General features: G+C 68.4%; 18 protein-coding genes. 7 read left to right on the top strand and 11 right to left on the bottom strand.

Annotated elements, in window-relative coordinates; all coding sequences use genetic code 11:
- Position 1: 1 nt before the first annotated feature.
- The gene (locus NA3_RS24295) at positions 2 to 661 is read right to left on the bottom strand and encodes a TetR/AcrR family transcriptional regulator (RefSeq protein ID WP_062965950.1); all 660 of its coding nucleotides are present in this window, start codon (positions 659 to 661) and stop codon (positions 2 to 4) included.
- Positions 662 to 721: 60 nt separating this feature from the next.
- On the opposite strand from NA3_RS24295, the gene NA3_RS24290 reads away from it, so the two are divergent.
- The 5 genes from NA3_RS24290 (at position 722) to NA3_RS24270 (ending at position 6,626) form a co-directional block, all read left to right on the top strand.
- The gene (locus tag NA3_RS24290) at positions 722 to 2,341 is read left to right on the top strand and encodes a flavin-containing monooxygenase (RefSeq protein ID WP_084491828.1); all 1,620 of its coding nucleotides are present in this window, start codon (positions 722 to 724) and stop codon (positions 2,339 to 2,341) included.
- Entirely contained in the window at positions 2,338 to 3,168 is an 831-nt protein-coding gene (locus tag NA3_RS24285; protein WP_062965948.1) for an SDR family NAD(P)-dependent oxidoreductase, read from the top strand. Before NA3_RS24290 ends, NA3_RS24285 begins: the two co-directional genes overlap by 4 nt.
- 22 nt (positions 3,169 to 3,190) lie before the next feature.
- The gene (locus tag NA3_RS24280; protein WP_062965947.1) at positions 3,191 to 4,117 is read left to right on the top strand and encodes an alpha/beta hydrolase; all 927 of its coding nucleotides are present in this window, start codon (positions 3,191 to 3,193) and stop codon (positions 4,115 to 4,117) included.
- A gap of 123 nt (positions 4,118 to 4,240) precedes the next feature.
- The gene (locus tag NA3_RS24275) at positions 4,241 to 6,031 is read left to right on the top strand and encodes an AMP-dependent synthetase/ligase (protein ID WP_062965946.1); all 1,791 of its coding nucleotides are present in this window, start codon (positions 4,241 to 4,243) and stop codon (positions 6,029 to 6,031) included.
- Between the two features lie 172 nt (positions 6,032 to 6,203).
- Positions 6,204 to 6,626 carry a VOC family protein gene (locus tag NA3_RS24270; protein WP_062966051.1) on the top strand — a complete coding sequence of 141 codons (423 nt, stop codon included), beginning with the start codon at positions 6,204 to 6,206 and terminating at the stop codon, positions 6,624 to 6,626.
- On the opposite strand, the gene NA3_RS24265 is transcribed toward NA3_RS24270, so the two are convergent.
- Complete coding sequence (locus tag NA3_RS24265; protein ID WP_062965945.1) at positions 6,623 to 7,048, bottom strand: tautomerase family protein; 426 nt, start codon at positions 7,046 to 7,048, stop codon at positions 6,623 to 6,625. The genes NA3_RS24270 and NA3_RS24265 overlap by 4 nt on opposite strands.
- Before the next feature lie 37 nt (positions 7,049 to 7,085).
- The gene (locus NA3_RS24260) at positions 7,086 to 7,787 is read right to left on the bottom strand and encodes an SDR family oxidoreductase (RefSeq protein ID WP_062965944.1); all 702 of its coding nucleotides are present in this window, start codon (positions 7,785 to 7,787) and stop codon (positions 7,086 to 7,088) included.
- Positions 7,788 to 7,906: 119 nt separating this feature from the next.
- On the opposite strand from NA3_RS24260, the gene NA3_RS24255 reads away from it, so the two are divergent.
- Entirely contained in the window at positions 7,907 to 8,407 is a 501-nt protein-coding gene (locus NA3_RS24255; protein ID WP_062966050.1) for a winged helix-turn-helix transcriptional regulator, read from the top strand.
- Between the two features lie 76 nt (positions 8,408 to 8,483).
- Here the strand turns inward: NA3_RS24255 and NA3_RS24250 are convergent, their stop codons facing one another.
- The gene (locus NA3_RS24250) at positions 8,484 to 9,554 is read right to left on the bottom strand and encodes a S1C family serine protease (protein WP_265338194.1); all 1,071 of its coding nucleotides are present in this window, start codon (positions 9,552 to 9,554) and stop codon (positions 8,484 to 8,486) included.
- A gap of 456 nt (positions 9,555 to 10,010) precedes the next feature.
- On the opposite strand from NA3_RS24250, the gene NA3_RS24245 reads away from it, so the two are divergent.
- Positions 10,011 to 11,804: a molybdopterin-dependent oxidoreductase gene (locus NA3_RS24245; protein ID WP_062965943.1), complete on the top strand. Its 1,794-nt coding sequence runs from the start codon at positions 10,011 to 10,013 to the stop codon at positions 11,802 to 11,804.
- Between the two features lie 39 nt (positions 11,805 to 11,843).
- Here the strand turns inward: NA3_RS24245 and NA3_RS24240 are convergent, their stop codons facing one another.
- From NA3_RS24240 to NA3_RS24210, 7 genes are all read right to left on the bottom strand, one after another.
- Positions 11,844 to 13,331, bottom strand: coding sequence for a DHA2 family efflux MFS transporter permease subunit (locus tag NA3_RS24240; protein ID WP_062965942.1), 1,488 nt, complete (start codon positions 13,329 to 13,331; stop codon positions 11,844 to 11,846).
- A 90-nt stretch (positions 13,332 to 13,421) separates the two neighbouring features.
- The gene (locus NA3_RS24235) at positions 13,422 to 14,120 is read right to left on the bottom strand and encodes a PadR family transcriptional regulator (RefSeq protein ID WP_062965941.1); all 699 of its coding nucleotides are present in this window, start codon (positions 14,118 to 14,120) and stop codon (positions 13,422 to 13,424) included.
- A gap of 249 nt (positions 14,121 to 14,369) precedes the next feature.
- Positions 14,370 to 18,239 carry a multifunctional oxoglutarate decarboxylase/oxoglutarate dehydrogenase thiamine pyrophosphate-binding subunit/dihydrolipoyllysine-residue succinyltransferase subunit gene (locus NA3_RS24230; protein ID WP_084491826.1) on the bottom strand — a complete coding sequence of 1,290 codons (3,870 nt, stop codon included), beginning with the start codon at positions 18,237 to 18,239 and terminating at the stop codon, positions 14,370 to 14,372.
- 150 nt (positions 18,240 to 18,389) lie between these two features.
- Positions 18,390 to 22,205, bottom strand: a complete 3,816-nt coding sequence (locus NA3_RS24225; protein ID WP_084491825.1) for an ABC transporter ATP-binding protein — start codon at positions 22,203 to 22,205, stop codon at positions 18,390 to 18,392.
- An 85-nt stretch (positions 22,206 to 22,290) separates the two neighbouring features.
- The gene (locus NA3_RS24220) at positions 22,291 to 23,085 is read right to left on the bottom strand and encodes an ABC transporter permease (RefSeq protein WP_062965940.1); all 795 of its coding nucleotides are present in this window, start codon (positions 23,083 to 23,085) and stop codon (positions 22,291 to 22,293) included.
- Complete coding sequence (locus NA3_RS24215; protein WP_062965939.1) at positions 23,082 to 24,011, bottom strand: ATP-binding cassette domain-containing protein; 930 nt, start codon at positions 24,009 to 24,011, stop codon at positions 23,082 to 23,084. The genes NA3_RS24220 and NA3_RS24215 overlap by 4 nt, the downstream gene beginning before the upstream one ends.
- Positions 24,008 to 24,754: a hypothetical protein gene (locus NA3_RS24210; RefSeq protein WP_062965938.1), complete on the bottom strand. Its 747-nt coding sequence runs from the start codon at positions 24,752 to 24,754 to the stop codon at positions 24,008 to 24,010. The genes NA3_RS24215 and NA3_RS24210 overlap by 4 nt, the downstream gene beginning before the upstream one ends.
- Positions 24,755 to 24,879: the final 125 nt, after the last annotated feature.

Raw genomic sequence — 24,879 nt, 5'->3', positions numbered from 1 at the left:
CTCACGCGGGCAGGACGTTGCCGCCGGCCGAACCGGCCAGCCATTCGGTGAGCACCGGATGCATGGCGAGCGCGGGCAGTGCGCCGACCAGGGTGTCGATCAACTGGGTACGGCTGATCTGCTCCTCCCGCAACCAGATCAGCGTCGTCTCCTCGACGAACGCGATCCAGCCGCGGAAGACCAGGCGAAGCCGCGGCAGTTCGGGATCGTCCGCCGCCAGCGGGGTTTCGGCGAGGATGCGGTCCACCATGGCATCGCGGGTGGCGTCGGCGAGGGCCACCAGTTCGGGGCTGCCGCTGGCGGGACCGCGCAGCAGGCCCTGATAGGAGATCCGGTTCTCGCTGACGTAATCGATATAGCGTTCGACCGCGTCGCGCAGCATGCTGAACAGATCGAGGCTGCGGTCGGGCATGGTGCGAGCGAGTAGTTCCTCGTTGGCGCGGCGCACGATGGCGCGCTGGAAATCCTGCTTCGACGCGAAGTAGTGGAACAGCAGGCCGCGCGAGATTCCGGCCTGCCGCGCGATCTCCCCGATGGAGATGTCCTCCAGCGTGCGGTCGCGCAGCATTTTCACGCCCAGGGACACCAGCTGTTCGCGGCGTTCGCCCGGGCTCAGCCGCACCCGTTTGGTGCCGGGACCGTTGTCACTCACGGTTGCCATCCTACTGAACGGTAGTCAATACTGTTGACTCCTGCTCAATAGGATCGTAGGCTTGGATACATGAGTCGTAGGGTTACAGACAACGGCCGTAGCGACGGGCTCGGAGGCGGTAGCTTGCGTGACCACGGAGAGCGCCGCGAAGGCCGTGATGGGCGGAGCCGCGGTGTCGCGGGGGCGCGTCATGTGCATACGTTGATCGTCGGCAGTGGATTCTCGGGCCTGGGCCTGGCCATCCGCTTGAGCCAGCAGGGTCGCGACGACTACCTGGTGCTGGAGCGCGGCAACGATGTCGGCGGAACCTGGCGCGACAACACCTACCCTGGTGCGGCCTGCGATGTGCCGTCGCAGCTGTACTCCTACTCGTTCGCGCTCAATCCGAACTGGTCGCGCTCGTTCTCCAAGCAGCCGGAGATCCAGGCCTACATCCAGGGCGTGGCCGATCGTCACGGCGTGCGGGACAAGCACATCTTCGACTGCGAGATGACCGGCGCCCGGTGGAACGAGGAGCAGGCCCGCTGGGAGGTGCAGACCAGCAAGGGTGCGTTCACCGCCGACATCCTGGTCTCCGCCGTCGGCGCGCTGTGCGAGCCGAACCTTCCGGATATCAAGGGCATCAACGACTTCCAGGGCCGCATCTTCCACTCCGCGCGCTGGGATCACGACGCGGATCTGACCGGCAAGCGGGTCGCGGTGATCGGCACCGGCGCCTCGGCCATCCAGATCGTGCCGTCGATCGCGCCGAAGGTGGCCCACCTCGACGTGTACCAGCGCACCGCGCCGTGGCTGCTGCCGCGGATCGACCGCCCGTACACCCTGCCCGAGCGCCTGGCCTTCAAATACGTTCCGGGCGTGCAGAAGTTGTCGCGCGCGGCCATCTACGCCGCCCGTGAGACGCAGGTCGTCGGCCTGGCGAAATTCCCGCCGGCCATGCTCGCGTTGGAAGGCCTCGCCCGGCTGAAGCTGCGGCTCGAGGTGCCGGACGCGCAGCTGCGGGAGAAGGTCACGCCGAATTTCCGCATCGGCTGCAAGCGCATGCTGATCTCGAACGAGTACTACCCGGCGCTCGGCCGCGACAACGTCGACGTGGTCACCGACGGCATTCGCGAGATCCGCGCGAATTCGATCGTCACCGCCGACGGCACCGAGCGCGAGATCGACGCCCTCATCGTGGCGACCGGATTCCACGTCACCGATTCGCCGGTGTACGAGACGATCGCGGGCCGCGACGGCCGCACGCTGACCGAACTGTTCGACGAGATCGGGCAGCAGGGCTACAAGGGTGCGGCGATCCACAACTTCCCGAACATGTTCTTCCTGCTCGGGCCGAACGTCGGCCTCGGCCACACCTCGATGGTGTACATGATCGAATCGCAGATCAACTACATCGCCGACGCGATCGACACCTTCGACCAGCGCGGCCTGCGCACGGTCGAGGTGCGCAAGGATGTGCAGGACAGCTACAACCGCGATCTGCAGAACCGCATGTCCAACAGTGTCTGGCTCAACGGTGGTTGTGCCAGCTGGTATCTCGACAAACACGGCAACAACACCACGCTGTGGCCCGATTTCACCTTCCGCTTCCGCAAGCTGACCGAGAAATTCGACGTCGCGGCATACGACACGACCCGATCGACCGACGGGGCAGACCGCTCCGATCTGAAAGTGGTAACAGCACAGTGAGCAATGACGCTTATTTCACGGGCAAGGTATGTGTGATCACCGGCGCCGGCTCGGGTATCGGCCGCGCGCTGGCCGAGAATCTGGCCCGCCGGGGCGCGAAACTCGCACTCTCCGACATCGACACCGAGGGCCTGGCCGAAACCGTCCGCCGCGTCGAGGCGCTGGGTGCGCAGGTGAAGTCCGACCGGCTCAACGTGGCCGAGCGTGAAGCGGTGCTGCTCTACGCCGACGAGGTGAAAAAGCACTTCGGCGTGGTGCACCAGATCTACAACAACGCCGGTATCGCCTTCCACGGCGAGGTGGTCGATTCCCAGTTCAAAGACATCGAGCGCATCATGGATGTCGATTTCTGGGGCGTCGTCAACGGCACCAAGGCGTTCCTGCCCGCCCTCATCGAATCCGGCGACGGCCACGTGATCAACGTGTCCAGTCTGTTCGGCCTGATCGCGGTGCCGGGCCAGAGTGCGTACAACGCAGCCAAATTCGCGGTGCGCGGGTTCACCGAATCGCTGCGCCAGGAGATGATGGCGCGCAAGCATCCGGTCAAGGTGACATGTGTTCATCCCGGCGGTATCAAGACCGCCGTGGCGCGCAACGCCACCTACGCGGAGGGGATCGACGCCCAGAAGTTCTCCTCGTTCTTCGACAAGCAGCTCGCTCTGCACACCCCGGAGATGGCCGCGCAGACCATCACCGAGGCCGTGCGCAAGGGCCACGGGCGCGTGCTGATCGGCTGGGAGGCGAAGGCGCTCGATCTGTTCGTGCGCACCACCGCGTCCTACTATCAGCGCATCGCGAACGTCGTCAACAGCCGGTTCCTGCCCTGATTCGCCGCGGGAACAGACTGTGATGCCTGGTTTTTCGAAATCCGTGTCCTTGCCGCTGCCCGTCGTGCGGGCCGTCCTCGGGCCGATGTTCCGGTTCGCCATGCACAGCCGGCTGCCGTGGGAGGCGCAGCGCTCCCTGCTCGACGCCGGTTCGGTGCTGCAGACGCTGCCCGCCGGCACCCGGGTGCATCGGATGCGCCTGGGCGGCCGTCCCGCCGAGCGGGTGACCGCCGGTGCGGCCGACAGCTCGAGTGCGGTGCTGTATCTGCACGGTGGTGGGTACACCATCGGGTCGCCGGCCACCCATCGGTCGCTGGCGGCGCATCTGGCGCGCGACATCGGTTGTCCGGTCTACGTTCCGGACTACCGGCTGGCGCCGGAGCATCCGTATCCGGCCGCGCTCGACGATGCCGAGGCGGCATTCCTGGAGCTGGTGTCCACCGGCCTGGCGCCGCAGCAGATCGCGGTCGCGGGCGACTCCGCCGGCGGCGGACTGTCGCTCGCGCTGGCGTTGCGCCTGCGTGACCGGCACGGAATGCGGCCCGCCGCACTGGGTTTGATCGCCCCGTGGGCCGATCCGAACGAGCTGCCGGCGCGCGAGCGGGACCTGGTGGTCAACAAGGCGTGGTCGCGGTTGTGCGCCGCCGCCTACCTGGGCGACGGCGATCCGCTGGATCCGGGCTACGCGCCGCTGCTCGGGTCGCTGAGTGGGCTGCCCCCGACCTACGTCCAGGTCGACGAGGGCGAGTTGCTGCATTCGCAGTGCGTGCGCCTGGCGGCCGCGCTGCGGGTGGCGGAGGTGCCGGTTCAGTTCTCGGTGACGCGCGGGCTCTGGCACGTCTCGCAGCTGCAGGCGTCGCTGGTGGCGCCGGCCGCGCTCGCGGCGCGTGAACTGGCAGGATTCCTCGGTCAATCGCTGCAACCAGCGCAAACCGGGTCCATAGGATAGAAGCCGTAGGACACGTTCCGCCCGGCCGCATCCACGTCGAAATTCTCGACCGGGCGGCCGGGCGGAGCCTGCCGTTGCGGCTGGCGTAAATTACTGGCGAGTAGACCACGTGGAAGGGCACCGATGCGAGAGTTCGAAGTCCCGGCTACCTACACCATCCCCGAAGACGCCAATATGTCCGATGGCGCCTTCCGGCACGCCGAGCGCACGCCCGGCCTGGTGGTGTTCAACAGGCCGGACGGCAAGGGCGGTTGGACAGATGTCACCGCGGCGGAGTTCGCGAAGCATGTCACCGCGGTGGCCAAGGGACTGATCGCCTCCGGCATCGAACTCGGCGACCGGGTCGCCATCCTGGCCTCCACCCGGTACGAGTGGGTCGTGCTGGACTTCGCCATTTGGGCGGCCGGCGGCTGCACCGTCGCGATCTTCGACAGCTCCTCCGCCGAACAGGCGCGCTGGATCCTGTCGGATTCGGGCACCAAGCTGATCGTGGTCGAGAACGCCCGGCATCGAGCCACCATCGCCGAAATCGAGGACGGTCTGCCCGAACTGGGTGAGCCGCTGGTGATCGACGACGGTGCGATCGACACCCTGGTCGCCCGCGGCAAGGACCTCGGCGACGAGGCCGTGCACGAGCGCCGCAAGCAGGTCAAGGCCGCCTCACCGGCGTCGCTGATCTATACCTCCGGCACCACCGGCCGGCCCAAGGGCGTCATGCTCTCGCATGCCAACCTCTACGCCGAATCCGCCGCCGACCGCGCCGCGATGCCGCAGTTCCTCAAGCCGGGCCACCGCTCGCTGCTGTTCCTGCCGCTGGCCCATGTCTTCGCCCGCGCGGTCGCGCTGGCGGCCTTCGACGCCGGTGTCACCGTCGCGCACACGGCCGACTGGTCGACGCTGGTCGAGCAGTTCGGCGAGTACAAGCCGGACTTCATCCTCTCGGTGCCACGGGTTTTCGAGAAGGTGTTCAACGGCGCCAAGCAGAAGGCGCACGACGGTGGCAAGGGCAAGATCTTCGATCTCGCCGCCGACACCGCCGTCGAGTACAGCCAGGCGCTGGACAACGGTGGCCCGGGCCTGGTGCTCAAGGTCAAGCACACCGTGTTCGACAAGCTGGTCTACGGCAAACTGCGCGAGGCCATGGGCGGGCGCTGCAAATCCGCGGTCTCCGGCGGCGGGCCCCTCGGCGCGCGGCTGGGCCACTTCTTCCGCGGCATCGGCGTCACGATCTACGAGGGCTACGGTCTGACCGAGAGCACCGCCGCGGTGTCGGTGAACACCCCCGAGCACCTGAAGGTCGGCTCGGTGGGCCGCCCGCTCGGTGGTCACGCCGCCAAGGTGGCCGACGACGGCGAGCTGCTGCTGCGCGGCCCGGTCGTGTTCGCCGGGTATTGGAACAACCCGGCCGCCACCGAGGACGCCTTCGACGACGGCTGGTTCAAGACCGGCGATCTCGGCGCGATCGATGAGCAGGGCTTCATCACGATCACCGGCCGCAAGAAGGAAATCATCGTCACCGCCGGCGGTAAGAACGTCTCTCCGGCGATGCTCGAGGACTCCCTGCGCTCGCATCCGCTGATCAGCCAGGTGATGGTGGTGGGCGACGGCAAGCCGTTCGTCGGCGCGCTGATCACCCTGGACCCGGAGGCGCTGCCGGGCTGGAAGACTCGCAACAACGTGCCCGAGGACACCCCGATCGAGAAGCTGATCGAGCTGCCCGAACTGACCGCCGAGATCGACAAGGCGGTCAAGGACACCAACAAGCTGGTCTCGCATGCGGAGGCGATCAAGAAGACCCGCATCCTGCCGGTCGACTGGACCGAGGAGAGCGGTGAGCTGACGCCGAAGATGTCGCTCAAGCGCAACGTGGTGATGAAGAACTACGCGGACGAGGTCGAGGCGATCTACGGCTGAGCCCGCCCGTACGACGAACGGCCCGCCTTCTTCGCGAAGGCGGGCCGTTCGCGTTCGCGACATGCGACGATATGCGCGATCACCCGCGATGATTTTCTCCGGCTGCCGCCGTCTCCTCTATGGGGCCGCGGCCGCCGGCCGCAGGCCCGTATCCATTCCGGAGGAGGCAATCGTGAAGTCGGCTACCGCATATCTGTTGTTCGACGGTGATGCCGAGGAGGCATTCACCTTCTATCAGTCGGTACTGGGCGGGGAACTGCAGATGGTCCGCTATCGCGACATGGGTGGCGGTGGTGGCGGGAATCTGCCCGACGAAGTGGGCAAGCGAATCGCCAACGCCGCGTTGACCTGGCGGGAGGATCAGCTGCTGATGGGCTCGGACTGTCCGCCCGATCAGAAGATCAACCACGACAACGTGCCGTTCAGCGTCTGCCTGGACGTGGACGACGAGGCCGAGGCCGGCCGGATCTTCACCGGGTTGTCCGCGGGCGGGCAGGTCACCATGCCGCTGGGCAAGACCGAGTGGGCGCAGCAGTTCGGCATGGTCACCGACAAATTCTCGGTGCCGTGGATGATCAATCTCTACGGCGGCTAACTGTAGGGACTGGGTTCGTTGGCGCGCGCCCACGCCTTTTCGGCCTCGCTGCCGGCGTCCGGCGGGAACAATCCGTCGATCATCCACAGGTCGCGCGGGGATTCGTAGGTGTGGAATTCCCAGTGCAGTCCGCGGGCGCCGGTGTAGGGCTCCATGATCGAGTTGAGCCGCTGCGTCGACCGCTTGCGCAGCTGCGGGTCGTCCAGATGGCGGGCGAGATGTTCCACGACGATTCGCACGGTGGTGTTCGACGGCTTCCCGCCGACGAAGAAGGACGTCTGCTCGATCTCCCGGAACAGCACGACGACGTAGAACTCCGGCAGGCCGAAGGAGCTGTACAGCGCGGTGATGTCCCGGGCGAAATCCTGTTTGTCGGCGTCGGAATAGGTGTCGGCGGGATGATAGACATGCCACAGTGGCATCGGTGATTCCTTCGAAAGATGGTGTGCGGAAACAGGTTCAGCGGGAGATGGTCAGTGCGAGGCCCTCGACGGGACCGGACAGTGCCGCCTTCACCCCGCGGGTGATGTCGTCGACCAGCACCTCGGTATCTCCGCGCAGCACGCCGTCGAAGGCGGCCTCGGCCACCACGCTCGGCGCGAGCTTGTCACCCGGGAGGCGCCGCACCATCTCGGTATCGGCGAATCCCAGATGGACACCGACCACCTGCGTGCGCTGGGCGGCCAGCTCCAGCCGCAGCGAATTGGTCAGCGACCACAGCGCCGCCTTCGACGCGCCGTAGGCCGCCGCGCCCGCGGCCCACGACAGCACCGAATGGATGTCGATCAGGACGCCGCCGCCGTTGTCCGCCAGAATCGGCGCGAACGCCCGCGCCACCCGCAGCGGGCCGAAGACGTTGGTGTCGAACGTGGTGACGATATCGGCCATATCGGCGGTCAGCAGCGGCGCGGGGAGGAGAACGCCGGCATTGTTCACCACGATCTCGACGTCGCGGGCTCGATGTGCCGCGGCGGCAACCGAATCGGCGTCGGTGACGTCCAGGGCGAGCGGTTCGACGCGGGGGTCGTCGGCGGCCTTCGGAGAGCGGGCGGTGGTGTAGACCTTGGCGGCGCCGCGCCGGAGCAGTTCGTCGGTGAAGGCTCTGCCGAGCCCCCGTTGCCCGCCCGTCACCAGTGCGACCGCGCCTTCGATTCCGGCCATCTCTCGTCCTTTCGGATCGCTCGGGGCTGCTGCTCACCCTCTGGGTAACGATCTCGTTAGGTAGATGACAGCACAGCTGGCTGGGTAACGCAAGCGTTAGGTAACATGGTCCCGTGTCGATGATGTTCGAGCCGCGGCTGAGCGACCGGGATGCCTGGTCGATCGGTGACCGATGTTCGGCCGGGCGGGTGCTCGAGCTGCTCAGCACTCGCACGGTGTTTCTCGTCGTCCGCGAATGTTTCTACGGGACAACACGATTCGAGGATTTCGCGACCCGGATCGGAACGTCGGCACCGGCGGTGTCGCGTGCGCTCAAACAGCTCGAATCGGCGGGCATCGTGGAACGGGTGCCGTATCGCGAACCCGGCCGGCGCGAGCGCGCCGAGTACCGCCTCACCGCGGCCGGTGAGGATCTGCTGCCGATATTCCTGTCGCTGATGCAGTGGGGCGACAAATATCTGCAGGACGGGAAGCCGCCGCTGTCGTTCGTCGACCGGGAATCCGGTGCGGTGGTGGGTGTGCGGGTCACGTCCGAGCCCGTCCCGGACAAGAAGGCCGACGAGATCGAGATCCGGCTGAACTCGTCGGGGCGGGAGCGACCCGCGCCGGTCGCGGACTGAGAGGCTCTCGGCCGATGCGCGAACCCCGCCGCATCCTCGCTGGGATGTCGGCGGGGCCGATGTCGTCGGTGCCGGGTCAGCCCACGGGGCCCTGTGCGAGCGACGCCTGACCGGACTCGCTCTGTCCCGAGCGGTCCACCCAGGTGAGGGTGACGGTGTCGCCCGGGTGATGCTGATCCATCGTGTTCGTCATAGTGGTCGCCGAATCGATGCCGTGGCCGTCCAGGCCGGTGATCACATCGCCCGGGGCCAGGCCGGCGGCCTGTGCCGGACCGCCACTCACGATATTGCGGACCAGCGCACCGGCACCGTTGGCATCGCTCATCGTGATACCGAGGAACGCCGAGTCGCCGATGTGCACGCGGTCCGAACTCTTCCCCGCCCTGATCTGCGCGGCGACCGTCTTCGCCTTGTCGATCGGGATCGCGAAGCCCTGACCACCGCTCGCGCCGAGCTGGAAACCCTGGGACGCGGCGGTATTCACGCCGACCACCTGGCCGGAGCTGCTGATCAGCGGACCGCCGGAATCACCCGGCTGGATGTTCGCGGCCACCTGGATCAGACCGGTCAACTGCTCGGCGGCGCCGGCCGATTCGTCGCTGGCGGTGATGGCACGGTCCAGCGCGGTGACGCGTCCGGCCGCGGCGGTCGGGGAGCCGGTGCCGCCCGCGTTGCCGACACCCACGATGGCGTCGCCGACCTTCACCTGGTCCGAATCGCCGAGCGGCGCCGTCTGCAAACCGGAGGCGCCCCGCAACTTCACCACGGCCAGATCGTCCTGCCGGTCGAATCCGGTGACGCTGCCGGTGTAGGTGCGGCCGTTGCCGAGATCCGTGGCCGAGATGTCGGTCGCGCCCTCCACGACGTGGTTGTTGGTGAGGATGGTGCCGTCCGAGCCGAGCACGATGCCGGTTCCGGCGCCCGCGCCGTTCTGCATGCCGAGTTCGGTGTTGATCACGACGATGCCCGGCACCACCGCGTTCGCCGCCTGTTCCAACGCCGCGGACTGCGGTTGCGAATCGACCGGCTGCACCACCGAACCCTGGCCGTGGCCGAACGGGGCCGCCTGGCCCGGCCCGTGGGCGTCGATGCGGGAGCCGACGAACGCGATGGTGAGCGCCACCACCGCGACCAGGGCCGCCAGCATGCCGAACGTCACACCGTGCCGTGGCGCGCGTCCTCGCGGCGGGTAGGGCTGCTGACCCGGATACTGCCCCGGGTAGGGCGGCTGACCCGGATATCCGTGCGGACCGTACGCCCCCGGCCGTGGATCGTACGGTCCGGGTTGGTGCGGCCGATTGCCCTCGTTCGGATACACGCTCATCACGTCCTGTTCGGTCACATCCTGTGTGTCGGCTCGGACCCGGCCCCGACGCATTCGGGTCCTCTCTCAATTAAGCGCGCGATTCCTGAGAAGCGGCTGGGTGCTTGCCGTGGAACCGCCGACATGGGCTGGATCACTCGCGCGTGATTCGGGGCGGTACCCGACCGAACGCGGGTCGCCTGCCATTGCTTCGAGTGGCCGGGGCCGCGCCGGCAGTGGGGTGCGCCCGTACTTCTCGCGGCGGACCGGTGCGCCGGAATTCGCAGTACGCTCGCCGTTATGGCCGGATCGGGACTGCGCGCGGCCTGCGGGATCGTCTCCGCGGGGCTGGCGTTGGGTGTCGCGGAGTTGGTGTCGGTACCGGTCGGAGCGGGGAGCGCGCCGTTGGCGGCGATCGGGGCGACGGTGGTCGACCACACGCCCGATGGGGTGCGGGAATGGGCGATCGACACCTTCGGCACGAACGACAAGATGATGCTGTACCTGCTGATGGGTGTGGTGGCGCTGATCGTCGCGGCGCTCGTCGGCGTGATCGAGCGAACCACGCGGCCGATCGGGTCGGTGGTACTCGGCGTCTTCGGGGTTGCGGCGGCGTGGGCCGCACTCGAACGCCCGGCCGCCAACTGGACCTGGGCGTTGCCGTCGGTCATCGGGGTGGCGCTGGCTGTTGGGTCGCTGCGGTGGCCGATTCGGCGCTACGAGGCGGCCGGTACACCGGCGATGGCGCGGGGTGGTGCCGGTGGAGGGGCAGCTGCGCACGATTCGTCGAAATCCACTGCGGCGCAGGACGACCGGACGCGCGCGGCGGACATCCGTATCGACGGCGCAGCGGTCGGTTCGGCCTCGGGTGGCGGTGCCGGTGAGGCCAGGAGTGCGGAGACGGGTGCAGAAGATCCGGTCGCGGGCGGTGCTCGCCCCGCGGGGACGCCGGGGCGATCCCACGGAGACGACGCCGGCCTGAGTGCGCGCGGAGCTGCCTGGCCTCGTGCGATGAAAACCGATGTGGCGCAGGTCGATCGGCGGCAGGTGATGCGCGGGATCGGCGGGGTGGGGGTGCTGGCGGTCGCGGCGGGAATCGCCGGGCATGTGCTCGGGGCGAGCGCGCGCAGTGTGGCGGGGGAGCGGGCGGCGGTGCGGCTGCCGCCACCGAATGTGCCGGTGCCGCCGGTGGATCCGGCCGCAGACCTGCGCGTACCGGGACTGGCGCCGTATCTCACCCCGAATTCCGACTTCTACCGGATCGATACCGCGCTGACCGTTCCCCAGGTCAGCAAGGAGACATGGTCATTGCGGATCCACGGCATGGTGGACCGCGAAATCCGGCTCGACTACGCCGATCTGGCGCGCCGGCCGTCGGTGGAACGCTTGGTGACGCTGACCTGCGTCTCGAATCCGGTCGGTGGCGATCTGATCGGCAACGCGAGCTGGCTGGGGTATCGCCTCGACGAGTTGATCGCCGAGGCCGGCCCGCATCCGGACGCCGATATGGTGTTGTCGCGCAGCGCCGACGGCTTCACCGCCGGAAGTCCGCTCGCCGCGCTCACCGACGGTCGCGACGCCCTGCTCGCGGTCGGCATGAACGGTGAGCCGTTGCCCGTCGAACACGGATATCCGGCCCGGTTGGTCGTGCCCGGCCTCTACGGCTACGTCTCGGCCACCAAGTGGGTCACCGAACTCGAGATCACGAGATTCGATCGCGCCCAAGCCTATTGGACGCGGCGCGGCTGGTCCGAACGCGGGCCGATCAAAACCGGCACCCGTATCGACACCCCACGCGGCGCCGTCCGCGCCGGGAAGGTGACGATCGCCGGTGTCGCCTGGGCTCAACATCGCGGCATCGGCGCCGTCGAGGTTCAGATCGACAACGGACCGTGGCAACCCGCCCGCCTGGCCGCCGAACCGTCCGTCGACACGTGGCGGCAGTGGAGTTTCGACTGGGACGCTCCCGCGGGCACCCACACCGTCCGCGCCCGCGCCACCGACGGCACCGGAACAGTGCAGACCGCGGACGTCGCCGACGTCATCCCGGACGGGGCGAGCGGTTATCCGATCCGGACGATCCGGATCGGATAACCGCTCACAGCATCACCCGAAGCGGTTTCTCTCGCGGGCTCAGCCGGGGATGCCGGCCTTCTCCGGTTCGGTGCCCGCCTCGGCCGCCTGCTGCTTCTTCGCCGAGCTGCCGACGAACAGGGCCGACGCCACCACACCGATCAGCAGAATCGCGCCGGGCAGGATCATCGCCTGGCCCAGGGCCGTGCTGAATTTGTCGATGATCTGCTCCGGGATATGGCCCATTCCGGTGCCACCGCCCTCGCCGAACTGGCCGCTGCCCAGCCCCTGAGCGGACATGCGGGCCGAGACCAGCGCGCTGATCGCGGCACTACCGAGCACCGAACCGACCTGGCGGGTGGTGTTGTAGACGCCCGCACCGGCGCCCGCCTGATGAATCGGCAGGTTGCGGGTGGCGGTGGAGGCCAGCGGAGCCCAGATGCAGGAGTTCGACAGACCGGCGACGGCCGCGACCGCCAGGAACAGCACGATGGAGCTGTCCGGCTTCATCAGTGCCGCGAAGCCGAACACGGTCAGGGCGAACACTCCGAATCCGAGGGTGGGCAGAATGCGCGGCGGCATCCGGTCGGAGATCTTGCCGATGAACGGCGCGGTCAGGCCGGTGACGATGGCCATCGGCGCGAAGACCAGCGCGGCGCGGGTCGGGGTGTATTCGCGCACCGCCTCCAGGTAGAAGTACGCCGGGACCATCAGCGAGGTGACCGCGGCGCCCATCGCGGCGATCGCGACGCTCGACATCGAGAAGTTGCGGTCGCGGAACAGGCTCAGCGGCACCAGCGGCTCGTCCTTGTTGCGCGCCTGGTTCACCACGAACAGGCCGAGCACCACCAGGCCAGCGATGATCATCGTCCAGATCCAGGCGTCCCAATCCCGGGTATTGCCCTCCTGGATGCCGAAGACCAGCAGGAACATGCCGATACCGCTGAGCACCACCCCCACGAAGTCGAACTTGTGCTGGTGCGTCTCCAGATTCGGGACCAGCCACACTGCCAGCGCGAACGCCACCACGCCGATCGGCACGTTGATGTAGAAGATCCAGTTCCAGCCCTGCCAGTCGACCAGCACGCCGCCGAGGATCGGGCCGACCAGCGTGGCCAGGCCGGCGACGCCGCCCCACAGCCCCATCGCCGCGCCGCGCTTGTCCGGCGGGAAGGTGCGGGTGATGACGGCCATGGTCTGCGGCGTCATCAACGCCGCGCCGAGGCCCTGCACCGCGCGGGCCGCGATCAGCATCTCCACGTTGGCCGATACCGCGCACCACAGCGAGGCCAGGGTGAAGACCGCCAGACCGGCCAGATAGACGTTCTTCGGGCCGAAGCGATCGCCGAGACGCCCGGTGACCAGCAGCGGCACCGCGTAGGTGAGCAGATAGGCGCTGGTCACCCAGATGACTTTGTTGATGTCGGTATGCAGATCCTGCATGATCGCCGGATTGGCCACCGCGACGATGGTCATATCCAGCAGGATCATGAAGAATCCGACGACCAGCGCGGTCAGCGCCAGCCACGGATTTCTTTGCGATGTCATAGATTTCGTTCCTGTTCCCGGCATCGATCGACGACGACCGATGGGTGGTTCGTATGAAGGTCTCGGGGCGCGACGCGCACCTGCGCCCGATCAGTGCTGGGCAGTGGTCGCACCACCTTTCCGCAGCTCGGCGAGTACGTCGTCGGTCAAAGCCGCGCCCCAGTCGTGGCCGAGGTCACCGGTTCTGTCGGGGCAACGGGTGCCGGCCTCGTCGAATTCCAGCCACGGCAGCGAACCGTCGCGCAACTCCTCGATGAGACCGCGCAGCCACGTGGCTTCGTGTTGTGCCACACCTCGCAGATAGTCGATCACCATCCAGTACCGCCGTGGTACCTCGCGGGAGCGCGCCCATTCGCGGATGGCGTCGAGTTCGGTGATGTCGTTGTCCAGCCAGCCGATCCGCTCGGTGATCAGGGCGATCACCTCGTCGACCGGAAGATTGTGTGCCTCCGCCAAGCCGATGGGAAAGATCGGATATTCACGAGTCGGCTGCCGCACGATATCGGCGATCCGGGTACGCAGCGCCGCGGTACCCGCTTCGGTGATGCAGTAGGTGGTGCGTTCCGGCCGGTTACCCGAACGCTCGGTACCCTCCGCCTGGACCAGTCCTTGTTCGGCCAGCCGGGTCACCGTGTGATAGAGCGAGCCGGGGCGAATCTTGAGCAGATTGTCCTTCCGGCGTTTGAGCAGCAATTGATACATCTCGTACGGATGCATGCGGTCTTCTTCCAGCAGCGCCAGTACCGAGATCGCCAACGGCGTCAACGTGGCACCCGGCTGCTTGGACATCGGTCTCGACTCCCTTCGTCGCTGCCGCCGCACACTACGCGGGCGGACCGACATGTTCCGGCTCAAATATTCCACGCCGAATATACGACGCGGAAGAGTGTTAGCACAAGAGCCGGCCACATCACTACGACGATCGACGACGCCCGAATGTGACAGCGTCCGGGAGTCGACAGCGCCCCGAATACGACAGACGCCGGGCCGAACCGCTCGACAGAGCGATCCGGCCCGGCGTCCGGGGTGAGGAACTACCTACTCCGTGGGGGCGAAGGCTTCGTCCACGATCTCCTGCTGCTCCACCGCGTGCACCTTCGACGAACCCGAGGACGGGGCCGACATGGCGCGGCGGGAGATGCGGCGCAGCTTGTTGAACCGGTCCGGCAGGATCTCCGGCAGGTTCAGCCCGAAGAACGGCCAGGCGCCCTGGTTGGCCGGCTCCTCCTGCACCCACGCCAGATCGGTGGCGTTGGGGTAGGTCGCGAGCTTCTCGTTGAGCCGGTAGGACGGGATCGGGTACAGCTGTTCGATACGCACGATCGCGACGTCGTCACGGTTCTTCTTGGCCTTCTCGGCGACCAGCTCGTAGTAGAGCTTGCCGCTGGTCAGCAGGATCCGCTTGACCTTCGACCGGTCGCCGTCACCGCTCTCGTAGGTCGGCTCCTCGAGCACCGAGCGGAACTTCGCGTCGGTGAAGTCCTCGATGTTGGAGACCACGGCCTTGTTGCGCAGCATCGACTTCGGGGTGAAGACGATCAGCGGACGGCGGATGCCGTCGAGCGCGTGCCGGCGCAGCAGGTGGAAGTAGTTCGACGGAGTGGAGGGGACCGCCACAGTCATCGAACCCTCGGCACACAGCTGCAGGAACCGCTCGATGCGACCGGAGGTGTGGTCGGGACCCTGGCCCTCGTGACCGTGCGGCAGCAGCAGCACGACCTCCGAGAGCTGACCCCACTTGGCCTCACCGGAGGAGATGAACTCGTCGATGATCGACTGCGCGCCGTTGACGAAGTCGCCGAACTGCGCCTCCCACAGCACCAGCGCATCCGGATTGCCCAGCGAGTAGCCGTATTCGAAACCGACCGCGGCATATTCGCTCAGCGCCGAGTCGTGCACCGCGAACCAGCCCGGGTTCTCGCTGCCGATGTTGTGCAGCGGGGTGTACTCGGCGCCGGTCTTGCGGTCGATGATCACCGAATGCCGCTGGGTGAAGGTACCGCGACGCGAGTCCTGACCGGTCAGGCGCACCGCCTTGCCCTCGTCGATCAGCGTGCCGAAGGCCAGCAGCTCGGCGAAGGCCCAGTCGATCTTGCCCTCGTAGGCCATCTCCCGGCGGCGTTCCAGCACCGGTTTGACGCGTGGGTGCACGCTGAAGCCGTCCGGCACGCCGAGGAATGCGTCGCCGATGCGCTGCAGCACGGACTTGTCCACGGCGGTGACGACGGTGCCCGGAACGGTCTGCTCCTGCTCGACCGATTCGCTCGGCTCCGGCGGATACTTCTCCAGTTCGCGGACCTCGTTGAACACCCGCTCCAGCTGGCCCTGGTAGTCCCGCAGGGCGTCCTCGGCCTCTTTCATCGAGATGTCACCGCGGCCGATCAAGGCCTCGGTGTAGGACTTGCGGACGCTGCGCTTGGTGTCGATGACGTCGTACATGTACGGCTGGGTCATCGACGGGTCGTCGCCCTCGTTGTGGCCGCGGCGGCGGTAGCAGATGAGGTCGATGACCACGTCCTTGTGGAACCGCTCGCGGAAGTCGGTGGCCAGCCGGGCCACCCAGGTGCAGGCCTCCGGGTCGTCACCGTTGACGTGGAAGATCGGCGCGCCGATCGACTTGGCGATATCGGTGGCGTACTCGGTGGAGCGGCTGTTCTCCGGGGCGGTGGTGAAGCCGATCTGGTTGTTCACCACGATGTGCACCGTGCCGCCGACGCGGTAGCCGCGCAGGCCCGACATGTTCAGCGTCTCGGCGACCACACCCTGGCCGGCGAAGGCCGCGTCACCGTGCAGCATCAGCGGCACCACCGAGAAGGTGCGCGCCTCTTCGCCCTTGGTGACCAGGTCTTCCTTGGTGAGCAGATCCTGCTTCGCGCGGACCAGACCCTCCAGCACCGGGTCGACGGCCTCGAGGTGCGACGGGTTGGCCGTCAGCGAGACCTCGATGTCGTTGTCGCCGAACATCTGGATGTAGGTGCCGTGCGCGCCGAGGTGGTACTTCACATCGCCCGAGCCGTGGGTGGCGGCCGGGTTCATGTTGCCCTCGAACTCGGTGAAGATCTGCGAGTACGGCTTGCCGACGATATTGGCCAGCACGTTCAGGCGACCGCGGTGCGGCATGCCGATGACGACCTCGTCGAGCCCGTGCTCGGCGCACTGGTCGATGACGGCGTCCATCATCGGGATGGTGGACTCGGCGCCCTCCAGCGAGAAGCGCTTCTGGCCGACGTACTTGGTCTGCAGGAAGGTCTCGAACGCCTCGGCCGCGTTCAGCCGCGACAGGATGTACTTCTGCTGCGCGACGGTCGGCTTCTCGTGCTTCTGCTCGACCCGCTGCTGAATCCATTGCAGCTGTTCGGTTTCCAGGATGTGGGTGTACTCCACACCGACGTGGCGGCAGTACGCGTCGCGCAGCACCGACAGCACGTCGCGCAGCTTCATCCGCTCCTGGCCGTGGAAGCCCGCGACGTTGAATTCGCGGTCGAGGTCCCACAGGGTCAGGCCGTGCTGGGTGACGTCGAGGTCGGGGTGGCTGCGGAACTTGTCCTTCACCAGCCGCAGCGGATCGGTGTCGGCCATCAGATGGCCGCGACTGCGATACGCCGCGATCAGCTCCTGGACGCGCACGCTCTTGTCGACACCGCGCTCTTTGATGTCCTTGCGCCAGCGGACCGGCTCGTAGGGCACACCCATGCCGTGGAAGATCTCGTCGAAGAATTCGTCGGAGATCAGCAAATTGTGGATGGTGCGCAGGAAGTCGCCCGACTCCGCGCCCTGGATGATGCGGTGGTCGTAGGTGGAGGTCAGCGTCATCAGCTTGCCGATCCCGATCTCGGCGAGCTGCTGGTCGCTCATGCCCTGGAATTCGGCCGGGTACTCCATGGCGCCCGCGCCGATGATCGCGCCCTGGCCCGGCATCAGTCGCGGCACCGAGTGGTTGGTGCCGATGGTGCCCGGGTTGGTCAGCGAGATGGTGACGCCGGTGAAGTCCTCGGTGGTGAGCTTGCCGTCGCGCGCGCGGCGGACGATGTCCTCGTAGGCGCTGTGGAACTGCGCGAACGACATCGTCTCGGTGTTCTTGATCGCCGCGACGACGAGAGTGCGACTGCCGTCCTTACCCGGCAGGTCGATCGCCAGGCCGAGGTTGGTGTGCGCGGGGGTGACCGCGTTCGGCTTGCCGTCGACCTCGGCGAAGTGGCGGTTCATGTTCGGGAACGCCTTGACCGCCTGGACGATCGCGTAGCCGAGCAGGTGGGTGAACGAGATCTTGCCGCCGCGGGTGCGGGCGAGGTGGTTGTTGATGACCAGCCGGTTGTCGATCATCAGCTTGGCCGGGATGGCGCGCACGCTGGTCGCGGTCGGGATGGTCAGCGACGACGACATGTTCTTGACGATCGCCGCGGCCGGTCCGCGCAGCACCTTCGACTCGTCGGCGGCCGGTTCGGCCGGAGCGGTCTTGGTGGGCGCGGCGTTGGAGGTCGGCGCCGGGGTGGTGCTGGCCTGTGGCTTGCTGCCGCGGGCCTGCGGCGGCGCGGCGGCCGCCGAGACGGCGGCGGTGGCCTTCGGCGCGGCCGGAGCCGAGGCGGCCGGGGCGGCAGGCGCCGGGGCGGGAGCCGGAGCCGGAGCGGGCGCCGGGGTGGGCGCGGTCCTCGGCGCGGCGTTGTGGACCTTGGAAGCGGCCGGAGCGGGAGTGGCAGGCGCGCTGGGGGCGGCGGTCGGCGCGGATGCGGCGGGAGTGCTGTTGGCTATCTCACCCGGCGACTCCGGTGTGTAGTCGGCGAGGAACTCGTGCCAGCTCTCATCGACCGACGACGGATCTTGCTTGTACTTCTGGTACATCTCGTCGACGAGCCACTGGTTCTGTCCGAACTGGGATGTTGAGCTGCTCACAGCAGGTGTTCGCCTCATTTCGTTCTTCGCGCTGCGACGTTTGTGACGTGCCCGGCACGGGTCGATCGGCACGATGTGCGCCGATGCGCCCTTTCTGAGGATAGGCCCAGCCGTGACAGCGTGCCCCAGCGCGGCCATGCGAAGGCGCACCGCCGCGCCACTGTCCGGTTAACGACCCCCGGACAGACCCAGCCTCATAGGTGACGACTCGTCCCGGGTCGAGAATATTCCTTCGTCGGAATCGGCTGCCTCCCAGAGTCGGTTATAGATTCCGCGCTTTGCCAGCAACTGGGCGTGCGTGCCGAATTCCACGATCCGGCCGTGCGCGACGACCGCGATCCGATCGGCCCGCGCGGCGGTCGCCAAACGGTGCGCCACGATCACCGTGGTGCGCCCGCGAGCCAGTGATCTGCTCGCTACCAGCACCTTTTCCTCGTTGGCCGGATCCAGCACCGCGGTGGCCTCGTCGAGCAGCAGGAGATCCGGGTCGACCAGTTCCGCGCGTGCCAGCGCGATCAGCTGCCGTTGGCCCGCCGACAGCCCGCGCCCGCCCTCACCGATCGGCTGGGCCATGCCCCGGGGCAGCGTCTCGATCATGTCGAGTGCGCCGACCGCCGCGGCGGCTCTGGCGATGTCTGCCGTTGTGGCACAAGGTTTCCCGAACGCGATGTTGCTGGCGACATCGCCGGTGAACAGGTGAGCTTCCTGAGGGACCACCCCGAGCCGGGCACGGAACCGCGCGAGCCGGTAGTCACGAATGTCGATCTCGTCGACCCGAATGGATCCGGAGTGCGTGGATCCGGAGAGCACTGCCGCACCGGCTCCGTCGCCGCCGGGCTGGGAGCGGGGAAGGTCGTAGAGGCGCGCCAGCAGTTTGACCACCGTCGATTTGCCGGCCCCGGTCTCACCGACCAGCGCGAGGGTCGAGCCGGCCGGAATGTGCAGGGAAACACTGTCCAGCGCAGGTGTTCTGGCATCGGGATAGCGGAAGGTGACGTCGTCGAAGCGCACGTCACCGCGCAGGCCGCCCTCGATCTCGACCGGATCGGCCGGATCGGCGGCGATCGAGGACGGAGTGTGCAGCAGTGTTTCGATGCGCCGCAGCCCGACCCGGGCCTGCTGGTAACCGTCGAAAACCTGGGAGAGCTGGGTGATCGGCCCGAACAGCAGGCTCAGGTAGAGCACGAAGGCGACCAGGGTGCCGGCGGTCGTGGTGCCGTGCGCGACCTCGCGGGCCCCGAGATACACCACCGCCGCCTGGGCCAGATCCGCCCAGGCCAGCACGAACGCGAAATACAGCGCGATGGCGCGCTGAGCCCGCAACCGGGCTCGGCGGTATCGGTCGGAGTAGCCGGTGAACCGGCGGGCGGCCTCGGCCTCGTGCCGGTAGGCCTGGGTCGCACGCAGGCCGGCGACGTTCTCCTGGAAGTCGGCGTTGACCGTGGCCACCCGTTCCCGCGAGGCCGAGTACGCCGAGGCCGACACGCGGCGGAAGAACATCGTCGCCACGAGCAACGGCGGCAGCGCCACGAACACCACGACGGCCAGCGCGGCGTCGATCACCAGCAGTGCGATCACGATGCCCAGGACCGTGACCAGGCTGATCAGGGCGGTGCCCAGCCCGGTTTGCAGGAAGGTCGACAGCGCATCGATATCGGTCGTCATCCGCGTCATGATCCGGCCGGACAGTTCGCGCTCGTAGTAGTCCAGGCCGAGTCGTTGCAAATGGGCGTAGCTGCGCACCCGCAGCCCGTACAGCACCCGTTCACCGCCGCGCGCGGAGAGCCGGGTTCCCAGTGCCTCGCCCACCCAGCTCACGAGCACCAGCACCACCCCGGCGACGGCCGCGGCCGCCAGGACGGTGCCGCGATGCTGTCCGACGCCGTCGTCGAGCGCGAACCGGGTGAGCGCCGGGAACGCCACCGAGATGGCCGCGTCCAGGGCCAGCAGCGCGACCACGGCCGCCAGCAGCCAGCGCACCGGCCGCAGCAACCGCACCAGCCGGAATTTCGGATCCGGCTGTTCCAGTTCGCGGTCGTCGAGCCCCGGTAGTTCGGTGGCCGGAGCCAGGCTCGCCAGGGCGGCCCGCATCTCCGGTGGCGCATCCGGCTCGGGGCTCGAATCTCCTTCGGCAGCAACGGGTTCGGCATCCGGGACGGTCGCCCCGCGGGGTGTGAATCCGTCGCCCGATGCGGCGGCATCCAGACCCGGCTCCGCGAAGCTCCCGCCCGGTCCCGGCAACCGGATGACCCGGTCCGCGTGTGCCAGGGTCGATTCGCGGTGCGCGAGGATCAGTGTGGTGCGGCCGTGGGCGGGCAGGGCGTCGAAGATCGCGGCCTCGGTGACGGCGTCGACCGCCGAGGTGGCGTCGTCGAGAACGAGGATGCGCGGATCGGCGAGGAGGGCGCGCGCCAGGGCCAGGCGTTGCCGCTGGCCTCCGGAGAGCGTGAGTCCGCGCTCGCCCACGACGGTGTCGTAACCGTCCGGCAGTGCGCGGATGAATTCGTCGGCCGCGGCCGCGCGCGCGGCCGCTCGGATCTGCTCGGGATCGGCATCCGGAGTGCCGAGGGCGATATTGGCGGAGATGGTGTCGGAGAACAGGAACGGCTCGTCGAAGACCACGCCGATCGCCTCGCGCAGGTCGGCGGCCCGCACCCGCGCGATATCGATTCCGGCGGTCTCCGGATCCTGGTCCGCCCCGAAGAGGCTGATCCGCCCCGACTCCGGCGCATAAAATCGCGGCAACAGCAGTGTCAGCGTCGATTTTCCGGACCCGGCCGGCCCGATCACCGCCACCGTCTCACCGGGGCGCACGGTGAGATCGAGATCGCGCAGCACCGGGCGGCCCGGTTCGAATCCGAAGGTGAGGCCCCGGATGTGCAGGCCGAGCGGCCCCTCCGGCAGGGGTTGCGGATCGGGTGGGTCGACGGTCTCCGGAGCGTCGTCGATGACCTGGTAGACGCGTTCGGCCGCCGCCCGGGTCAGCTGCGCCATGACCAGGACGTTGGACAGTATCCGGGTGCTCGACGCCATCATGGTCACGTAGGTCGCGAAGGCCAGGAAGGTGCCCACGCCGATCACCGCGTGCAGCGCCAGCGTGCCGCCGAGGGCGATCACGATCACCAGCCCGGCCTGCGGAATCGCCGACACCGTCGGCGCGAACCGGGAATCGATGCGGGCCGCGCGCATTCGATGGGCGTAGAGGCGCCGCCCGTGCTCCTCCAGGATCCGCACCATCCGCGTTTCCTGGCCGAAGCCCTTCACCACCCGCACGCCGGTGACGGTCTCCTCGACGTGCTGGGCCAGATCGGCCGCTCGCTGTTGCGCCGACCAGGTGGCCGCGTGCAGCCGCGGCCGCACGCGATACACCACCAGCGCCAGGACCGGCACGGTCAGCAGCGACACCAGCGCCAGCGGCGGTGAGAGCACCAGCATGGCGGCCGCGGCGAAGACGAAGATGAGCAGCGATGCCGCCGACAACGGCGCCATCGCGAGCAGTCCCTGCACCAGTTGCAGGTCGCTGATCGAGCGCGACACCACCTGACCCGTGCGCAACCGGGCCTGCCGCGGTCCGTCGTAGCGGTGCAATGCAGTGAGCAGGTCCACCCGCACCTCGTGCTGGACGTCGAGGGCCAGCCGCCCCGCGAGCCAGCGCCGCCCGTAGGTCGCCGCGAATCGGGCTACGGCGAGGGCGACCAGGATTCCGGCGATCGGCGCGAGTGCCCCGACCTCGCCCAGCCGGGCTCGGTCCAATGCCGCCTTGGCGGCCAGCGGTGCCGCGGCCTCCGCACCGGCTCCCGCGACCACGGCCAGAACGACGCCGGCCAGCACCCGCGGGTGACCCGCGCAGGCGGTCCAGAGCCGCCGCAACCAGCCGCCGCGGCCCGCGTCGGGCACCCGGCGGCGCCGCGCGCGGGACGGCGGCCCTGCGGCCGAGCCCGCGTCGCGGCCGGGTTCGGGGTGGAGGGTGTCGGTGTCGTTCATGTCGATTCGACGGTACCGACGCGCCCCGACACCCCGCGTTTCCCGCACCCCGTGCGGGAAATTCCGGCCGGATCGGCTGTCGAAATCAGATGTCGCGCGTGCGCAGGTACCACCAACCGGCCGCCCCGGCGGCGACCGCCCAGATCACGAGCACCACGGCCGAGGCCGCATTCGGCGGCAGGAACGGGCTCTCGGGGAACGAACCGATCGCGACCGAGCCGATGGTCGCCGACCCCGGCAGCAGCACCACGACGCCCGCGATCCCGGCGCCCTTGGCGACCAGCCAGATCAGCGGTTCCAGGATGAACAGCCATCCCGCCATCGCGATCACGGCCAGATTGGGCGAGCGCACCAGCAATCCCAGGCCCACGCCGATCACGCCCCAGCACACCGCCGCGAGCAGGCCGCCGCCGAACACCCCGGCCAGTCGCCAGCCGAATTCGACGGTGTGCCGACCGAATGCCAGCAGGCCCAGCGCCGCGCCGACCTCCGCGCACACCGCCACAACCAGCGAATAGGCCGCGGCCACACCGGCTTTCGCGCCGAAGAGCACGTTCCGGTCGGGGGTGAACAGCGCGGTGAGTCCCATGCTGCGATAGCGGTATTCGTCGCCGGCCGCGACCGCGCCGCCGATCGCCGCCGAACCCACCGCCACCGCGATCGCCAGATACAACCCGACGGTCGCCGTCCCGGTGACCAGCGCCTCGCGGGGTTGCGGACCCGAACCGCGCAGCGCGGACGCCGAGGCGACGACGAAGCCCACGGCCGCGAGCACCGGCGGCAGCACCCATCCGGAGCGCACCGCGGTGATCTTGCGGAGCTCGGCGGTCGCCGCCCGGCTCACCTCGGCGGGAACGGTAGGCAGGGTCGGCAGCATCATCGCGTTCCGTACATGGTCGCAGGGGCGGGGGCGGGATAGGCCGGCGGCGCGGACGATTTGGTGAGGATGGCCAGCACCCGATCCGGGTGGACGGGTTCGGCCACCACCTCGCCGAGATGCACGCGGGCCAGCGCCGCGGCCGCCTCGATCTCGGCGCGTGACGCCTCGGCGACGGCGAGTCTGCCGTCGCCGCGCATCACCGCGTCGGTGAAGCCCTGGGCGGCCAGCGTGGTGGCCAGCGCGATCGGGCTCGACGCCGCGACCACCAGCCGATCCGGATGGTTGCGCCGCAGCCGCCGCGGACTGCCCTGATAGGCCACCGAACCGGCCGAGAGCACGATTACCTGATCGCAGACCGGCACCGCCGCGGCCAGGCTCTGCGAGGTGAACAGGGTGGTGCCACCGCGCCGGGCATGAGCGCGCAGATAGTCGAAAAGCCATGCCCGCTCGGCTGATTCGAGACCGTCGAACGGGTCGTCGAGCACCAGCAGGCGGGGCTGGGCGAGCAGTGCCTGGGCCAGTGCGAGCCTCGTGCGCACGCCGTCGGGGACGTCCCGCACCCGCGTCGTGGCGGCCTCGGCGAGGCGCAGCGTGGCGAGCACGGCGTCCACCCGCTCGTCGTCCACACCCAGGGCGGCCGCGTACACCCGCACTTGGGCACGCACGCTCCGGGCCGGGTGCAGCCCGCGCGGCTGCAGCACCGCGCCGATCCCGCCGCCGTCGGCGGTCTCGGCGATGCCGGAATCCGCTCGCAGCAGTCCGAGCAGAATGTGGACGAGCGTGGACTTTCCGGATCCGGGCGGGCCGACGAGGGCCGCGGTGGTTCCGGCCGGAACCGAGAACCCGACATCGCGCAGGGCGACCACACCCTCGAACTGCTTGTGCAGTCCGCTGATCGAGACGGCGAGCGAGCGGGCCGCGCTCATCGTTGCTCGGCCGTCGAACCGGGGGCAGTGCCGTCCGTATTACCCAGTGCCGGTAGTGGATCGGCGTCGATCACGGTGCCGCGCGCGGTACCGCCGGACCACCGCATCGGCGCGGGTCCGAATGCCTTGCGCGCGTTGGCGATTACATTCTTCCCCAGGGCGCGGTTGCCGAATCCGCCGACGGCCGCGCCGATTCCGGCCGGCAGGATCTTGCCGAACATGAGCATGCTGCGCTTGGTGACGAACTGGATGACGAAGCGCTTCATCAGCGATTCGTTCATGCCCTTGATGCCCGGGATCCGCTCCGCCAGCAGCGTGCCCCAGTTCTTGGCCGAATGGCCCACGCTCTGCTGCACGATCTCCATACCGCTCTCACCGAGCACCACCGCCAGCACCAGCGCGCGCCGGCGTTCCTTGTCCTCGGGGGCGACGCCGTGCACGGCGGCGACGGCGAGGGTGAACACGGCCGAGGCCTCGAGGAAGAACGTGGTTTCCGCGCTCATCGCCGCGATCGAGGTCAGGGTGCCGACTCCCGGGACGGCGGCGGTGGCGCCGACCGCGGTGCCGCTGCCCGTCACGGTCGTGAGATAGATCTTCTCCAGCCGGTCGAGGATCTGAGCCGGACTCTCGCCCGGGTGTGCTCGGCGGAACCGGTCGACGTACTTCGCGACCGCGGGAGCCTGCAATTGTGCCCCGTTGTCCAGCAGTGACCGCACGGCCTTTTCCACGCCGCTGTCGAACATCGGTAACGCACCCCTCTCGTCCGGTCGGCACAAACTCTAGTGGTGCCGATCCGACGGCCGCGGACGAAGTCGGCGACGGTGGCCGATACGGCCGTCGTTCGTGCAACGAACCGCACCCGGGTCCG

It is taken from the genome of Nocardia africana NBRC 100379, from assembly GCF_001612635.1.
Classification (GTDB): Bacteria; Actinomycetota; Actinomycetes; order Mycobacteriales; family Mycobacteriaceae; genus Nocardia; species Nocardia africana.
This window is presented reverse-complemented; position numbering and strand designations above follow the sequence as displayed.

What these genes read in the sequence shown, in the direction of transcription:
- NA3_RS24295 (WP_062965950.1), bottom strand. Translation starts at nt 661, where the DNA reads ATGGCAACCGTGAGTGACAACGGTCCCGGCACCAAACGGGTGCGGCTG.
- NA3_RS24290 (WP_084491828.1), top strand. Translation starts at nt 722, where the DNA reads ATGAGTCGTAGGGTTACAGACAACGGCCGTAGCGACGGGCTCGGAGGC.
- NA3_RS24280 (WP_062965947.1), top strand. Translation starts at nt 3,191, where the DNA reads ATGCCTGGTTTTTCGAAATCCGTGTCCTTGCCGCTGCCCGTCGTGCGG.
- NA3_RS24275 (WP_062965946.1), top strand. Translation starts at nt 4,241, where the DNA reads ATGCGAGAGTTCGAAGTCCCGGCTACCTACACCATCCCCGAAGACGCC.
- NA3_RS24265 (WP_062965945.1), bottom strand. Translation starts at nt 7,048, where the DNA reads ATGCCACTGTGGCATGTCTATCATCCCGCCGACACCTATTCCGACGCC.
- NA3_RS24260 (WP_062965944.1), bottom strand. Translation starts at nt 7,787, where the DNA reads ATGGCCGGAATCGAAGGCGCGGTCGCACTGGTGACGGGCGGGCAACGG.
- NA3_RS24255 (WP_062966050.1), top strand. Translation starts at nt 7,907, where the DNA reads ATGATGTTCGAGCCGCGGCTGAGCGACCGGGATGCCTGGTCGATCGGT.
- NA3_RS24250 (WP_265338194.1), bottom strand. Translation starts at nt 9,554, where the DNA reads ATGCTGGCGGCCCTGGTCGCGGTGGTGGCGCTCACCATCGCGTTCGTC.
- NA3_RS24245 (WP_062965943.1), top strand. Translation starts at nt 10,011, where the DNA reads ATGGCCGGATCGGGACTGCGCGCGGCCTGCGGGATCGTCTCCGCGGGG.
- NA3_RS24240 (WP_062965942.1), bottom strand. Translation starts at nt 13,331, where the DNA reads ATGACATCGCAAAGAAATCCGTGGCTGGCGCTGACCGCGCTGGTCGTC.
- NA3_RS24235 (WP_062965941.1), bottom strand. Translation starts at nt 14,120, where the DNA reads ATGTCCAAGCAGCCGGGTGCCACGTTGACGCCGTTGGCGATCTCGGTA.
- NA3_RS24230 (WP_084491826.1), bottom strand. Translation starts at nt 18,239, where the DNA reads ATGAGGCGAACACCTGCTGTGAGCAGCTCAACATCCCAGTTCGGACAG.
- NA3_RS24225 (WP_084491825.1), bottom strand. Translation starts at nt 22,205, where the DNA reads ATGAACGACACCGACACCCTCCACCCCGAACCCGGCCGCGACGCGGGC.
- NA3_RS24220 (WP_062965940.1), bottom strand. Translation starts at nt 23,085, where the DNA reads ATGATGCTGCCGACCCTGCCTACCGTTCCCGCCGAGGTGAGCCGGGCG.
- NA3_RS24215 (WP_062965939.1), bottom strand. Translation starts at nt 24,011, where the DNA reads ATGAGCGCGGCCCGCTCGCTCGCCGTCTCGATCAGCGGACTGCACAAG.
- NA3_RS24210 (WP_062965938.1), bottom strand. Translation starts at nt 24,754, where the DNA reads ATGTTCGACAGCGGCGTGGAAAAGGCCGTGCGGTCACTGCTGGACAAC.